The organism is Mammaliicoccus sp. N-M50 (assembly GCF_022386995.1).
Taxonomy (GTDB): Bacteria; Bacillota; Bacilli; order Staphylococcales; family Staphylococcaceae; genus Mammaliicoccus; species Mammaliicoccus sciuri_A.
Map to the genome: position 1 here is coordinate 260,911 of NZ_JAJNJA010000001.1, position 15,112 is coordinate 276,022.

The following is a 15,112-nucleotide window of genomic DNA, read 5'->3' on the forward strand; positions in this document are numbered from 1 at the left end:
GAGTCCAATTTTACGAATTGTTAGACTAATATTTCACTTTTGATTTGATAGGTTCGAAAGTTTTACGGTGTATCGGTGTAATACCATAATTTTCGAGCCCTTCTAAATGTGATTTTGTGCCGTAACCTTTGTTTTTATCAAAATCATATCCAGGATATTCTGTATGATATTGAGACATTAACTTATCACGATATTCTTTAGCAATCACACTTGCTGCTGCTATAGAAACACTATTTAAGTCACCCTTTATAATAGATGTTTGTGGAATGCCATTATCTAGCTTCATCGCATCTATTAATAAGTGGTCTGGTTTAACTGACAATTGATCTATCGCTCGTTGCATCGCTACCTTTGTTGCTTCATATATATTGAGTTCATCAATTTCTTCAACAGTTGCAATGCCAATACCTACTGCATGTGCACGATTATATATTTCTTGTTCGAAATAAGAACGTTTAGCTTGCGATAAAGCTTTCGAATCTGTAATGCCTAAATATTGATGGTCTTGTTCAAGAATGACCGCACTTGCTACGACTGGGCCTGCAAGTGGACCTCTCCCTACTTCATCAATTCCACAAATAACAGCATCTTTGTTTGAGTCTAATACTTGTTTTTCATATTGATTCATTTGAATATATTTAAGATGAAGTTGTTCTATTTTTTCTAACTGCTTGATTCGCTTACTTAAAGCACTTTGGACACCTTTACGTTCATCTTCATTATAAGGCGATGCTTTAACTTCTTGAATCGTTAAATATTGATTAATCTCTTCAACAATTTCTTTAATGCTCTTCTGTTTCATGCATGCCATCCTTCATTTCTTCATATATATCGAAGCAGTAATGACCAATTTTAGCATTACGTAAATCTCTAATAATCAACTCAGTAACAGACTCATAATCCACTTCATTACCACGTTTTAACATGCCTCTTCTTTTACCAATTTGATCAAATAAACCAATGACGTCACCGTCTTCAGGTAATTCAATTTGATAGAATTGCTTTAATTTTTCCGGATCATGATCAATTAAAAAGTTTAATCCATATATCGCAACTTCATCTAAATGAACAATACTATCTTTAATTGCCCCTGTTAAACTCAACTTTTTACCAATGGTTTGGTCTTCAAATTTCGGCCATAAAATCCCTGGTGTATCTAACAATTCTAATTCTTTTCCTACTTTAATCCATTGTTGTTTTTTCGTCACACCCGGTGTATTACCTGTTTTAGCAATTGATTTTTTGGCTAATTTATTGATAAGTGTGGATTTACCTACATTCGGAATACCAACTATCATAGCTCTGATTGCTCTCGGACGAAGACCTTTACTTTTTTCTCTATCAAATTTTTCTTTAGTGGCAGCTTGTGCAGCTTTCATAAGCTCACCTAAATGCTTACCATGTTTCGAATCAATTTGAACTGGGAAAAAGCCTTGATTTTTAAAATATTGCGTCCATTTATCTGTCTCACTTTGTTTTGACATGTCTTTTTTATTAAGTATTACAACACGAGGTTTTTGTTTAACAATGTCATCAATCATTGGATTTCTTGAAGATAGCGGAATACGTGCATCGACTAATTCGAATACCACATCTACCATTTTTAATTGTTCTGTTACTTCGCGTCTCGCTTTGGCCATATGACCTGGAAACCATTGAATTGTCATTTATATTTATCCTTTCTTATCTTAAACTATCGAAATATGATATATTAACCATATCTATATAGGAGGTTTGTTATGTTTATTTCAATTATAGTTCCTCTTTATAATGAGGAAACTAACATCTCTATTTTACATGAAAAAGTATCAAACGTCTTTTTAAATTTGCCACATCAATTTGAAATCATTTTTGTTGATGATGGTTCTACAGATACTTCACTAAATTTAATTCAATCACTATCAAAAAAAGACGAACATGTTAAATACATATCTTTCTCTAAAAATTTCGGCAAAGAATCTGCTATGTATTGTGGACTTGAGCACAGTATAGGAGATGCTGTTATTATTATGGATTCAGACCTTCAACACCCACCTGAGATAATCCCACAAATGATCGAATTACACCTTGAAGGCTATCAACAAGTCGTCGCATTACGCAATCGCGACAAAGAGTCGTTTTTAAAAAGAATCCCAGCTAAAATTTTCTACAAATTATCTAGAAATATGATTGATGTTAAATTAAAAAGTGGTGAAGGTGACTTTCGCTTAATATCTAAAGAAGTTGTTGAGTCTATCATTAAAATGACAGAGTACAATCGCTTCTCTAAAGGTATATTTGAATGGGTTGGTTTTAATAAGACAACTATTACATATAATCATCTAGATAGAAATCAAGGACGTTCTAAATATTCCAACTTTAAATTAATCGATTACGCAATTGATGGTATCGTTAGTTTTAATAATAAACCGCTTCGACTATGCTTTTATTTTGGTGGTATTACAATGTTTATCTGTCTTCTATATATTTTAATTACATTTATAAATATTATGATACATGGCATCGAAGAACCTGGTTATTTCACAATTATTTCCGCCATTTTATTCTTAGGTGGTCTTCAATTATTTAGTTTAGGTGTTATAGGTGAATACATTGGTCGTATTTATTATGAAACAAAAGATAGACCAAAATATATTATTCAACAAACAAACCTTAAATCTCATGAATAACACATATAGGTGAATCAAATGATAAATAAAATAAAAACATTTTTGAATAACAACGCTATTTTCAAATACATTTTACTTTTCGGTGTCTTAGCCATTTTAGGGCATAGTTATATACTATATCGCTATTTTAAAGATGGTATTATTTTCACTGGTCCAAATGATGGTATCGAACAAATGTTGCCAATTCAAATGTATCTATATGAACATTGGACACACGGAACATTTTTCTATTCAACTGATTTAGGTCTTGGTGGAGATATGTTTATGGATTTGTCCTATTACTTCTCTACGAATATTTTGTTCATTATCAATGTCATTTTTGTTTGGATAGGCTCATTTATCTTCCATTTTAATACGGACCATATGTTATTTTGGACTCAGAATGCCATTGTCATATCAATCGTAAAATCATTTTTAATTATGAGTTTTACCTATTTATATGTTAAGAAGATTGGCTTAAATCGAACTACTTCAATAGTCGCTGCTTTTCTATTTGCAGTTTCACCTATATACTTTAGGTTTACTGTATATTGGCCATTCTTTAGCGATGTCTTTATGCTATTACCATTATTATTATTCAGTATTGAAAGATTTTTAAAAGATAAAAAGATTGGCCTGTTTATCTTAATCGTTGCCTTAACGTTTATCAATAACTTTTATTTTGCATACTATCAATTTTTAACAGGACTCATTTACTTTTTCTATCGATTTATTTTTCAACATAAGGCTGATATTGTACCAAGAATTCAACAACTTAAATTACTTGTAGTAGCAAGTATACTTGGACTTGGAAGTAGTTTATTTATTTTCTTCCACTCTGCTCATAGTTTCATTGGGAATAATCGTGCAATTTATAATGGAACGATTCCATTACTGTCTAACTTCAATAAACATGACAATATATTCTATGACAATTATTTAATTGTTGTACTTTTTATAGCCATTCAGGCGCTTTTAACAATAAAGCTTTACAAACATTATTATTATAGATTATTTAGTATTTTCACGATTATTTTAATGATTGCGAGTTTCTTACCTTATGTAGATAGTATTTTTAACGGCTTTTCAGCACCACAAAAAAGATGGCATTATTTATTAACGTTCTTTTCTAGTGGTTTAATTGCAAGTTACGTATATTACTTTAAATCGATCAGTATCAAGCAATATATCATCACGGCCATACCTGGTTTTGTTGTTATTTTTACAAGTTATTATATAACTAAAGATTATGTCAGTTGGATATGGATGGTACCTATTCTATTTATAATAGGATTACTCGTATTAACTATAAAACGTTTTACACGTTTATTGATGCTTGTATTTGCGACTTTGATATTGTTAACTTCTTTCTTAGTTTCAAAGGAACATAGTAAGAACCAAATCTATCACGATGATCATGAAAGACGTGCGAATAAATTCTTTATTCAAGCAAGTACGTTTGATAGTGGCTTACAACGAAGTCATGTATCACATTTAGATCAACAATTGAATCCTGATGAAAGATTAGGATGGCGTGTATTAACACAAGACAACACACCTATGTATCAACATTTTAAAGGTCTTAGTTTATACTCGAGTATTTTTGATGGCGGTTTAAATCAATATCTGTTTGAAGATGCAAAAGTTAATCTACAGAATGAATCGTTAAGTCGTTATAGCGATATGCAAGATCGATCTAACTTATACAGCCTTTGGTCAACAAAGTATATAATGAAGAAATCATACCAAAAATCATCGCCAGCAAACTTTAAATTGATTCAAGACGATGGTAAATATCAAATATTAGAAAATGAGCAACCGTTACCTGCAGTTAAAGTAACCGATCAATATTATGATGCCCATGATATTGATAATCCATTAGATCTTGAACATGCCATGATTAAAGGTGTTGTTACAACAGATAAAGATAAAGTTAATACAGAAATAAACAAAGCACCGAATCTATTAAATCAAACGACCATTACAACGCGTGATGCCGATTATAAAGATGACATGTTGACCGTGCCTCGAAATGGAGATGGTTTAACGATTCAACTACCTAAAAAGTTAACGAATCAATATCAAGATTTATATTTGATGTTACATTTAGAACGTGAATTACCGCAATCAAACTTTACAATTCAAGTAAATGATTATCCAAATAATCGTCTCTTCCAAGATTCAAAATATCGCATGAATCAAGATGATTTACTTTATCGTGTTCCAGTACCTAAAGATGGTAAAATATTCATCTCATTAACGAATGGGAAATATAAATTACAGTTACAAAGTTTATATGGTGAAAATTATCAAACATTAAAGCAAGCTCATAAAGAGAAGCGTTATACTTACCATGAAACAAACGGGAAAATTAATATATCTTTAAAAGAACATAAAAAAGGAACTGCAGTCATCAATATACCGTATAGAGAAGGCTTAAAAGCTAAAGTAGACGGTAAAGACAAAGCCATTCATAAAGTCAATCACATTATGACAGGTATAGATGTAGATCAACAAGACAAAGATATAGAAATCACATATCAACCACCCTATTTTAAAACGATGATCTTGGTTTCAATTGTTTCAATTATTTTAAGTATTGTCTTCACAAGAAAAGTGAATTCGAAGCAGCAAACTTAAATATACTCGACTCATTTTTGTAAATAAAAAATAAGCATATCACTAGCAACTGAGTAATCAGTTCAGTGATATGCTTATTTATTTTGTGTCGGAATATATGTCCCAAACACTTAAACGCTTAGCAAGCAATGCCAAGGTTTATATTATCTAATTTCTTTAATACGAGCAGCTTTACCACGTAGGCTACGTAAGTAGTAAAGTTTCGCACGACGTACTTTACCGCGACGTTTAACTTCGATTTTCTCGATTTTTGGAGTGTGTACAGGGAATGTACGCTCAACACCAACACCGTAAGAAATTTTACGAACTGTAAACGTTTCAGAAATTCCGCCACCACGACGTTTAATAACTACACCTTCGAACACTTGGATACGTTCGCGGCTACCTTCAACGATACGTACGTGTACAGTTAAAGTGTCACCAGCACGGAATGTTGGAATATCCGTACGTAATTGGTCTTTTGTTACTGCTTCGATTAACTTATTATTACTCATTATATTCTCTCCTTCTGACTATGTTCTTGCCCAATGTAATTGTTTCATATAAATGCTAGCAGCGGATCATAGTGAATTTGTGCTCACACACTTATATTAATATATCACATTGCACAAGTTGATTCAATCTATTTTTTGTTATCATTTAAGAAACGTTTATCCGCTTCTGTTAATGGATAACTTTCTAACAAATCTGGTCTTCTCTGTTGTGTTCTTAACAATGATTGTTCATGTCTCCACTTTTCAATGTTGGCATGATTCCCAGATAATAATACATCTGGTACTTTTAAGCCTTCATAATCTGCTGGTCTTGTGTATTGAGGATGTTCTAATAATCCAGATGAAAATGAATCATCTTCATGTGATACTTGATTGCCTAGAACACCTGGTAATAGTCTTACGATTGCATCTGTCATTGTCATGCTCGCAAGTTCGCCACCTGTTAATACAAAGTCCCCAATTGAAATTTCATCCGTTACACAATGTTCTCTAATACGCTCATCATAGCCTTCATAATGACCACATATAAAAATAATATGATCACTTTCTGATAAAGACTCCGCTTTTGCTTGTGTGAATGGCTCACCTTGTGGACACATTAAAATAACGCGCGTATTTTCATCTTTATCTAATGATTGAAGCGCATTAAATACAGGCTCTGGTTTAAGAACCATACCTTGTCCGCCACCATAAGGATAATCATCAACTTGTGAATGTTTATTATTCGCAAAATCTCTAAAATTCACTGTATTAAATTGAACAATTTCTTTATCTTGTGCTCGTTTCATTATGGAATGATTGAGTACACCTTCATACATTTCTGGAAACAGTGTTAAATAATCAATCTTCATCAGTCTATTAAACCTTCTAATGGTTCAATTTTAATAGTCTTCAGATCAACATCAACATGTTTAACAACATCTTCAATATAAGGAATTAAATATTCTTTATCTCCCTTAACGACCCATACATCGTTCGCACCTGTTTCCATAATTTCAATTACTCTACCTAACGCTTCTTCTTCAACAAATACTGTACAACCAATAATATCTGAATAATAGTATTCATTCTCTTCAAGTTCAATCGCTTCATTTGATTGTTCTTGATAAATTTTAGAACCTTTTAAATGTTCGATATCATTAATGTTATGAATACCTTCAAACGTTAATAGATGAAAATTCTTATGAATTCTATGTGATGCTATAGTAAATGAAAATGATTCATTATTTTTCTTAACTGTAATAAGTTGACCTTTTTGAAATCGTTCATCGGTAAAGTCAGAATCTGATAATACTTTCACTTCACCTTTAATACCATGCGTATTAACAATTTTGCCTATTTCAACATTCATTGAGCTGTGCCTCCTCAACTGTTTCTTTCATTATTAACATAAAAAAGAGCACCAATTAGGTACTCTTAATTAACTTCTACAAACACTTTCTTGCCTTGCTCGTTCATTGAACCAGACACAATTGTACGAATTGCTTTAATCATTCTGCCCTTCTTACCAATAATTCTGCCAATGTCTTCTTCATGAACGTCTATATTGAACGTAATGCTAGAATCTTGTTCATCTTTAGATATATTGATGTTCTCCGGATAATCTACGAGCGGTACTATAATTGTTTGTATTAATTTTTCCAATATAATCTACGCTTTACTTAGAAAGTTTAGAATTATGGAATTTCTCCATGATACCTTGAGTTGATAAGATATCACGAACTGTATCAGTAGGTTTTGCACCATCAGCTAACCATTTTAAAGCTAACTCTTCGTCAACTTTGATTTCTGCTTCTGGTTTAGCAACGGGATTGTAAGTACCGATTGGTTCGATAATACGACCATCACGTGGAGAACGTGCATCTGCTACTACTATACGATAGAATGGGTTTCTTTTTGACCCTTTACGTGTTAAACGAATTTTAACTGCCATGTTTAAAAAACTCCTTACTCATTTATAATTTCTTTTCTACAAGTAAATACTATAACAGGATATAAATTGTTTGTAAAGTGTTTTCTCTTTACCAATTTAAATTTCATGCAAAATAAGAGAGCAAAGCTGGCATTATCACTTAAAGATAGCTGCCATAACTTTGCTCTATATTATAGATGCGTCACGCTACTATTAGAATGGTAAGTTCATGCCTTGGAATGGATTTCCGCCACGGTTACCTTTTTTACCTTTTTTACCTTTTTTATTGCTTCCTGTAAATTGTTTCATCATTTTCTTCATGTCGCCAAATTGTTTGATCAATCTATTTACTTCTTGTAAAGAACGACCTGAACCTTTAGCAATACGACGTTTTCTAGAAACATTTAAAATGTCAGGATTATTTCTTTCTTCTAAAGTCATAGAACGGATAATCGCTTGAACATTATCGATTTGTTTAGGATCCATGTTAGCATTTTTCATGCCTTTCATTTTGTTTGCACCTGGAATCATATTCATCAGATCATCTAACGAACCTAAACCTTTAACTTGTTCTAATTGTTCTAAGAAATCATCAAACGTAAATGAAGATGTTCTCATTTTCTTTTCTAATTCTTTTGCTTTTTCTTCATCGACACCTTGTTGGGCTTTTTCAATTAAACTTAATACGTCACCCATACCTAAAATTCTAGATGCCATACGTTCTGGATGGAACAATTCAAGTCCATCTAGCTTTTCACTCATACCAATAAATTTAATTGGCTTTTCAGTAACAGAACGGATTGAAAGTGCTGCACCACCACGTGTATCACCATCTAATTTAGTCAACGTAACACCTGTTACATCTAATGTATTATCAAATGATTCTGCAACATTTACAGCATCTTGACCTGTCATAGAGTCTACAACAAGCATGATTTCATCTGGTTTAGATACTTCTTTAACGTCTACAAGTTCATTCATTAATGCTTCATCAATATGCAGACGACCTGCTGTATCGATAATAACAAAGTCTAAATGTTCTTCACGTGCATATTTCAACGCGTTCTCAGTAATTTGTTTCGGACTTACTTGATCGCCTTCTGTATATACTGGTATATCGATTTGTTTACCAACTGTTTGTAATTGTTGAATCGCAGCTGGTCTATAAATATCACATGCAACAAGTAATGGCTTTTTATTGTATTTTTTTCTCATTAATAATGCTAATTTACCTGCAGTTGTTGTTTTACCTGCACCTTGTAAACCAACCATCATCACAACAGTAGGTGGTTTACTGCTCATGTTAATTTTACTATTTTCTCCACCCATTAAAGTTGTTAATTCATCTTGAACAATCTTGATGACTTGTTGTCCAGGTGTTAAAGATTGCATAACATCTGCACCTAATGCGCGTTCAGATACTGTGTTTACAAAAGATTTAACAACTTTAAAGTTAACGTCTGCTTCTAATAATGCTAATCGTACTTCACGCATCATTGCTTTAATATCTGACTCTGTAACTTTACCCTTACCTTTGATGCGTTGCATCGTGGCTTGAAGTCTTTCGGATAACCCTTCAAATGCCATAAATTTCTCCTCCTATTCAAGAATTTCTAAGCGTTCAATCGCCTGATTAAGTTCTTGATTATCTCCTGACAATCTTTTTAATTCATCAATAATAGATTGTCTTTCTTTAAATTTTTTAAAGAGTTGTAATTTCGTTTCATACTCTTCTAATAATTCATCTGTTCGTTTTATATTATCATATACTGCTTGTCGACTCACATGAAATGTCTCTGCAATTTCACTTAGTGCATAATCTTGTAAATAATATAACTCTAAATAATTGCGTTGTTTTTCAGTTAATAAACCTTGATAAAAATCAAATAAGTAATTCATTCTCATTGTTTTTATAAGTTCATTATTTTCCGTCATTTTGATCAGCTTCTTCAGTAGTATTTTCAACAGACTCATTTGCATCTATCATATCTGCAAATAATCCATAAACATAGCTTTCTGCATCAAATGGTTGTAAGTCATCAAGTTTTTCACCGAGTCCTACAAATTTAACTGGAATTTGTAATTCATTACGTATCGCTAACACGATACCACCTTTTGCTGTTCCGTCAAGTTTCGTTAATACGATACCTGTAACTTGTGTCACTTCTTTAAATGACTTAGCTTGTGATAATGCATTTTGTCCAGTTGTCGCATCTAATGCTAATAATACTTCGTGAGGTGCGCCAGGTACGTTACGATCAATAACTTTTCTAACTTTTTGTAATTCATTCATTAAGTTGGCTTTATTTTGTAATCGTCCTGCAGTATCACAAATTAAAATATCAGCACCTCTATTTTTAGCAGCATTTACTGCATCATACATAACTGCTGCTGGGTCAGAACCTTCTTTTTGACTAATCACTTCTACACCAACACGTTCTCCCCAAACTTTTAACTGCTCAATAGCACCTGCACGGAAAGTATCTCCAGCTGCTAACATAACTTTTTTACCTTCTTGTTTATAACGGTGTGCTAATTTACCAATAGTCGTCGTTTTACCAACACCATTAACACCAACCATTAATATAACATTTAATCGGTCATTTTCAATGTTCATTCGATCAATATCTTCATCATCTTGTACATAAATTTCGACTATTTTTTCAACGATGACTTCTCTTAATTCAGATGTTTCACTAATATTTTGGCGTTTAGCTTCCATACGTAATTCATCAACAAGTTCCATAACTGTGTTAAATCCAACATCTGCTTGAATTAACATTTCTTCTAATGCTTCAAAGAAATCTTCGTCAACTTTACGATACACAGCTAATAAATCATTTAATTTATTTTGGAAGTTCTCTCTAGATTTTTCTAATCCTTGTTTGAACTTAGCACCAAGTTGTTCTGATTCCCATTCTTCAAACTCATCTAATGACATTAAGCCATCGTCAAACTGAATCGCCTCTGGATTTTCCTTTTCATTAGACTCAGGTTCTAAGTCTTGGACTGGTTGTTCTTCTTGGTTTTCAATCTCTTTGTTTTTTTCTTCACTAGGAGAGAATCTATCCTTTAATCGTTTAAAAAAACTCATGATTGTAATGCCTCCAATTCTTCTTCTTTAATTGATTTTAAGTTAACACTCACAAGTTTAGAAATGCCCGCTTCTTGCATTGTAACACCATATAAGCTATCCGCGTATGACATTGTACCTTTTCTATGTGTAATGACGATAAATTGAGTTTCTGATTTGAGCTGATCTAAATATTCTGCATATCTTATGACATTTTGTTCATCTAATGCAGCCTCAACTTCATCTAGAATTACAAAAGGCGCTGTACGTGCTTTTAATATCGCAAAGAGTAAACTAATGGCAGATAACGCACGTTCCCCACCACTAAGTAGTGATAAGTATTGTCGGTTCTTCCCTGGAGGTTGTACAACAATTTCAACACCAGCATCTAAAATATCTTTGTCTGTAAGTTGTAACTCAGCACGTCCGCCATTGAAAAGTGATTTAAACACATTTCCAAAATGATGATTCACTTCATCAAATGTTTCTTTAAATCTAGTTGATACTTCGCCATCCATTTCTAATATGACTTGTTCTAATGTTTCTTTTGCTTCTAATAAATCTGTTCTTTGTTCACTTAAGAAAGTATATCTTTCATTAACTTCTTTAAATTGTTCAATCGCATTTAAATTTACATGTCCAAGTTCATCTATAGACATTTTCGTTAATTTAACAGTTTTTCTTGCTTCTGAAATATCTTCTGGCATTTCATACAATGATTGTGCTTTTTCAAAAGTTAATTGATACGTTTCATTTAAGTGTGTCAATTGATGCTCAATCATAATATCTATTTTAGAGTGCTTACTCACCATATCTTGTAAGCCTGTTTCTAAACCAGAAATGCTTTGATGCATAGATTGCGTATCGCGTTCTATTTGCTCAATTTCTTCTTGAATAGATTTATATTTATCTTGATCATCCATCATTTTCGTTTCTATTTCTTGCTTTTTAGCTGTAAATAGTTGAATTTGACTTTCGACTTTTTCAAATTGACCGCTTCCCATATAATCATCAGAATTGATTAATTCAATTTGATCATTAATCTTAGTTAACGTATGTTCATATTCGTTTAAATCTTCTTTAAGTCGTTTCTTATCTTGTTCTTTCAAACGATTTCGTTCTTTTTCAACTGCAAGATTCGAACGCTTTTCATTTAATGTATTTTGAATTGTTTTTTCGCTATCTTTACTATGTGAAAGAGATGCATTTAATTGATTGATTTCGTTATCAATTTTGTCTATGTCTTGTTTAATCGTTACAAGTTTATTTTGCTTTTCTTGTAATGTTTCTTGACCTTTCACAAAGTTATAGCCATCATTTTTTTCAAATTCAAACGTTTCATTTTCGTCTTTTAATCGTTTTTCTTTAGCTAATACTGCATCTAATTGTAACGTTACTTCATGCTCTTTAGCTCTTAATTCAGTACCTTTTTCTTGCGTTTCAGTTAAGGACTGTTCGATATTTTGAACTTCTTGTTTTAATACTTTGACATTCTCTTCGATTTGAGTTGTTTGTTGCATAAAGTTCTGATACTTATCTTCAGTTGTTTTCAGTTCATCTTTTTGTGATAACAAACTTGCTTTCTTCTCTTTGCCACCACCAGTCATAGCACCGCCTGGCGTAATCACATCACCTTCAAGTGTCACGATTCTATGCTTGAACTGAATTAACCTCGCAAGTTGATTGGCAGTTTCTAAATCTTTAGCAATAATTGTACTACCTAACAAATGCTCTACAATATTTCGATACTTCTCATCATATTTAACACCTTCAGAAGCTACTGTAATGAAGCCTTGTTGATCATTAATTTGCTCGATAACAGATTGTGGTATAAATCGTTTTTTTACCACATTCATCGGTAAGAATGTAGCACGACCTAGCTTTTTATCTTTTAAATATTTAATCGCTAATCGCGCATCTTTCTCTTCTTGTACAATAATGTGTTGCAAAGAAGCACCTAGTGCTATTTCAATAGCTGTTGTCAATTTCGAGGGTGTATCAATAATTTCAGCAACTGCACCTTCTATACCATAGAGTGACTTTTCTTTCAGAACATGTTTAACACCAGAATAAAATCCAGAGTATTCATCTTGCATACTCTTTAACGTATTAATACGTGTCTTCATTTGTTCTGTATAACGATACGCTTGATACAGTTTTGATTCCGTATCTTTATATGCTTGCTCTTTACTTTTTAACAACTTATGGTCAGCTTTATATTTTTCAGTTGTTTCTTGAAGTTCTTTTTCAACAGATTGTAGCTTTTCGGTATATGAAGATTTATCTTCCCAAACGCGTTGAAGTTCTTCGTATACTTCTTTTTGTCTGCCATCTAATCTAGATTGTTTTTCTTGATGTGTTGCTAATTTGTCTTCTAAAAATCTAATATCATTATTAATGTCTGATTGCTCTGTCATCAGTTGATAATAACGATCTTTTAGTTGTTCAATTTTCTCTTCAAATGTACCTTCTTGATTCGATAATTGACCTTCAAGTCCATTAATTTCTTGCACTAATGTTTGATATCTATCTTTAAATTCTTTTAGTTCTACATCTATTTCTTTAATTTGTTCCGTTATTTTGTTAATTCTCGTTTGAGAAGCTTGCTTTTCTTCTTCTAATCTTTCATTTGTCGCATCACTATTTTTTTGACGTTCTTTTAAGACTTCTAATTGACCAGTAAATCGTTCTAATGATTCAGTCGCTTCAACTAATGCCTTGTTATCATTTTGAATTTGATTAGAAATCTGATCTCTCGATTTTTTCTTTTCATTTAATTCAAAAGTCATAGCGTCTAATTCATTTGTTTTTTGTTCTTTTTGATATTGAAAATGCTCAATCTCTTGTTCAAGCTTTTTAAAATCTTTATTTAAACTTTCAATATCATATACCGTTACAGTAATATCACTTTTTTTCATTTCTTCTTTTAAAGCAATATACTCTTCAGCAATCGCAGCTTCTTCTCTTAGAGGCTCAACTCTTGCTTCTAAATCGAATACAATATCTTCTACACGATTTAAATTTTGTTCTGTTTCGTCTAATTTTTGCGTCGCTTCTTTTTTACGTTTTTTATATTTTAATACGCCAGCTGCTTCTTCTATGAGATATCTTCTATCACTAGGCTTAGCATTTAAGACTTCATCAACTTTACCTTGAGATATAATACTAAAAGCTTCTTTACCAAGACCTGAATCTAAAAATAGATCAAGAACTGATTTTAAGCGTGTTCGTTCTTTATTTAAATAATATTCACTGTCACCATTTCTATATAAGCGGCGTTCAACTGTTATTGTATCTTCATCTATATTCAATTTTCTTGAATGATTATCCAATGTTAATTTTACTTCTGCATATTGGCACTTTTTACGTTCTTTCGACCCGTTAAAGATAACATCTTCCATCTTAGATCCACGTAAACTTTTTGCTGATTGCTCACCGAGAACCCATTTTATAGCATCCGTAATATTACTTTTACCACTACCATTTGGGCCTACAATAGCTGTTACGCCATTATCAAAGTCTACATGTGTATGTTCAGCAAAAGATTTAAATCCATATGCATCTATTGATTTTAAATAAACCATAAACTACCCCTTATTGACCATTATTCAACGCTTTTTTAGCAGCATTTTGTTCTGATTCTTTTTTCGTTCTACCTTTTCCTGTTTCTAAAGGTTTGCCATTTAATAGTACTTCAGAAGTAAACATCTTGTGATGTGCTGGACCACTTTCATCTAATAAATGATACGTAATATTGCCTTTATTATGACGATGCATAAATTCCTGCAATTCTGTTTTATAATCACGATTCGCTGTATAATTTTCATCAACGACATGTGGAAATACAACTTTTTCTAAAAATTGCTCTACAATTTCAAGTCCTTTATCTAAATACAATGCACCAATAAATGATTCGAATGCATCGGCGATTAATGATGGACGTTCACGACCACCTGTTTTTTCTTCACCTTTACCAAGTAAAAGTAATTCGTTCATATTTAAACTCATTGCAAATGTTACAAGTGATGGTTCACATACAATTGATGCGCGCAGTTTAGTGAGCTTACCTTCTGGAAGTAATGGAAATTTCTTAAATAAAAACTGTGACACCGTCAATTCTAACACCGCGTCTCCTAAGAACTCTAAACGTTCATTGTGACTTAATTTATCTAATTTAAAGTCATTGATAAAGCTTGAATGCGAGAATGCTTGAACATAAATATCATATTGTTCAAATTCGATATTTATGTCTTTCATAAACACATCGAATTGAGCTTTAAATTGTGCTATGATTTGTGCTTTATTTTTAACCATGCCTATCCTCCCTAATATTATGTTTCCTATC

The 15,112-nt window shown here is 32.1% G+C and carries 14 protein-coding genes; 2 read left to right on the forward strand and 12 right to left on the reverse strand.

Features of this window, described 5'->3' with window-relative positions; translation table 11 throughout:
* Positions 1–25: 25 nt before the first annotated feature.
* Both LQ622_RS01210 and ylqF read right to left on the reverse strand, forming a co-directional pair.
* A complete protein-coding gene (locus LQ622_RS01210; protein ID WP_239774574.1) occupies positions 26–802 on the reverse strand; it encodes a ribonuclease HII in 777 nt (258 codons plus the stop codon).
* A complete protein-coding gene (ylqF, locus tag LQ622_RS01215; protein ID WP_204188663.1) occupies positions 783–1,667 on the reverse strand; it encodes a ribosome biogenesis GTPase YlqF in 885 nt (294 codons plus the stop codon). The genes LQ622_RS01210 and ylqF overlap by 20 nt, the downstream gene beginning before the upstream one ends.
* Before the next feature lie 72 nt (positions 1,668–1,739).
* On the opposite strand from ylqF, the gene LQ622_RS01220 reads away from it, so the two are divergent.
* Together LQ622_RS01220 and LQ622_RS01225 are read left to right on the forward strand one after the other, a co-directional pair.
* The gene (locus LQ622_RS01220) at positions 1,740–2,669 is read left to right on the forward strand and encodes a glycosyltransferase family 2 protein (protein ID WP_239774575.1); all 930 of its coding nucleotides are present in this window, start codon (positions 1,740–1,742) and stop codon (positions 2,667–2,669) included.
* A gap of 18 nt (positions 2,670–2,687) precedes the next feature.
* Complete coding sequence (locus tag LQ622_RS01225) at positions 2,688–5,288, forward strand: YfhO family protein (protein ID WP_239774576.1); 2,601 nt, start codon at positions 2,688–2,690, stop codon at positions 5,286–5,288.
* 143 nt (positions 5,289–5,431) lie between these two features.
* On the opposite strand, the gene rplS is transcribed toward LQ622_RS01225, so the two are convergent.
* The 10 genes from rplS to rnc form a co-directional block, all read right to left on the reverse strand.
* Positions 5,432–5,782: a 50S ribosomal protein L19 gene (gene rplS / locus LQ622_RS01230; protein WP_025905308.1), complete on the reverse strand. Its 351-nt coding sequence runs from the start codon at positions 5,780–5,782 to the stop codon at positions 5,432–5,434.
* A 128-nt stretch (positions 5,783–5,910) separates the two neighbouring features.
* Positions 5,911–6,633 (reverse strand): tRNA (guanosine(37)-N1)-methyltransferase TrmD, encoded by a 723-nt coding sequence (trmD, locus tag LQ622_RS01235; RefSeq protein WP_126476474.1) that lies wholly within the window; start codon positions 6,631–6,633, stop codon positions 5,911–5,913.
* Positions 6,633–7,133 carry a ribosome maturation factor RimM gene (rimM, locus tag LQ622_RS01240; protein WP_239774577.1) on the reverse strand — a complete coding sequence of 167 codons (501 nt, stop codon included), beginning with the start codon at positions 7,131–7,133 and terminating at the stop codon, positions 6,633–6,635. Before rimM ends, trmD begins: the two co-directional genes overlap by 1 nt.
* A 65-nt stretch (positions 7,134–7,198) precedes the next feature.
* The gene (locus LQ622_RS01245; RefSeq protein ID WP_025905305.1) at positions 7,199–7,426 is read right to left on the reverse strand and encodes a KH domain-containing protein; all 228 of its coding nucleotides are present in this window, start codon (positions 7,424–7,426) and stop codon (positions 7,199–7,201) included.
* 13 nt (positions 7,427–7,439) lie between these two features.
* Positions 7,440–7,715 carry a 30S ribosomal protein S16 gene (gene rpsP / locus LQ622_RS01250; RefSeq protein ID WP_016910739.1) on the reverse strand — a complete coding sequence of 92 codons (276 nt, stop codon included), beginning with the start codon at positions 7,713–7,715 and terminating at the stop codon, positions 7,440–7,442.
* A gap of 192 nt (positions 7,716–7,907) precedes the next feature.
* Positions 7,908–9,281: a signal recognition particle protein gene (gene ffh / locus LQ622_RS01255; RefSeq protein ID WP_239774578.1), complete on the reverse strand. Its 1,374-nt coding sequence runs from the start codon at positions 9,279–9,281 to the stop codon at positions 7,908–7,910.
* Between the two features lie 12 nt (positions 9,282–9,293).
* Complete coding sequence (locus LQ622_RS01260; RefSeq protein ID WP_025905303.1) at positions 9,294–9,629, reverse strand: putative DNA-binding protein; 336 nt, start codon at positions 9,627–9,629, stop codon at positions 9,294–9,296.
* A complete protein-coding gene (gene ftsY / locus LQ622_RS01265; RefSeq protein WP_037587754.1) occupies positions 9,616–10,788 on the reverse strand; it encodes a signal recognition particle-docking protein FtsY in 1,173 nt (390 codons plus the stop codon). Before ftsY ends, LQ622_RS01260 begins: the two co-directional genes overlap by 14 nt.
* Entirely contained in the window at positions 10,785–14,351 is a 3,567-nt protein-coding gene (gene smc, locus LQ622_RS01270; RefSeq protein WP_239774579.1) for a chromosome segregation protein SMC, read from the reverse strand. The genes ftsY and smc overlap by 4 nt, the downstream gene beginning before the upstream one ends.
* Positions 14,352–14,361: 10 nt before the next feature.
* Positions 14,362–15,081 (reverse strand): ribonuclease III, encoded by a 720-nt coding sequence (rnc, locus tag LQ622_RS01275; RefSeq protein ID WP_037587752.1) that lies wholly within the window; start codon positions 15,079–15,081, stop codon positions 14,362–14,364.
* Positions 15,082–15,112 lie beyond the last annotated feature (31 nt).

What these genes read in the sequence shown, in the direction of transcription:
- rpsP (WP_016910739.1), bottom strand. Translation starts at nt 7,715, where the DNA reads ATGGCAGTTAAAATTCGTTTAACACGTAAAGGGTCAAAAAGAAACCCA.
- LQ622_RS01225 (WP_239774576.1), top strand. Translation starts at nt 2,688, where the DNA reads ATGATAAATAAAATAAAAACATTTTTGAATAACAACGCTATTTTCAAA.
- rplS (WP_025905308.1), bottom strand. Translation starts at nt 5,782, where the DNA reads ATGAGTAATAATAAGTTAATCGAAGCAGTAACAAAAGACCAATTACGT.
- LQ622_RS01210 (WP_239774574.1), bottom strand. Translation starts at nt 802, where the DNA reads ATGAAACAGAAGAGCATTAAAGAAATTGTTGAAGAGATTAATCAATAT.
- rimM (WP_239774577.1), bottom strand. Translation starts at nt 7,133, where the DNA reads ATGAATGTTGAAATAGGCAAAATTGTTAATACGCATGGTATTAAAGGT.
- smc (WP_239774579.1), bottom strand. Translation starts at nt 14,351, where the DNA reads ATGGTTTATTTAAAATCAATAGATGCATATGGATTTAAATCTTTTGCT.
- ffh (WP_239774578.1), bottom strand. Translation starts at nt 9,281, where the DNA reads ATGGCATTTGAAGGGTTATCCGAAAGACTTCAAGCCACGATGCAACGC.
- LQ622_RS01260 (WP_025905303.1), bottom strand. Translation starts at nt 9,629, where the DNA reads ATGACGGAAAATAATGAACTTATAAAAACAATGAGAATGAATTACTTA.
- ylqF (WP_204188663.1), bottom strand. Translation starts at nt 1,667, where the DNA reads ATGACAATTCAATGGTTTCCAGGTCATATGGCCAAAGCGAGACGCGAA.
- rnc (WP_037587752.1), bottom strand. Translation starts at nt 15,081, where the DNA reads ATGGTTAAAAATAAAGCACAAATCATAGCACAATTTAAAGCTCAATTC.
- LQ622_RS01220 (WP_239774575.1), top strand. Translation starts at nt 1,740, where the DNA reads ATGTTTATTTCAATTATAGTTCCTCTTTATAATGAGGAAACTAACATC.
- trmD (WP_126476474.1), bottom strand. Translation starts at nt 6,633, where the DNA reads ATGAAGATTGATTATTTAACACTGTTTCCAGAAATGTATGAAGGTGTA.
- ftsY (WP_037587754.1), bottom strand. Translation starts at nt 10,788, where the DNA reads ATGAGTTTTTTTAAACGATTAAAGGATAGATTCTCTCCTAGTGAAGAA.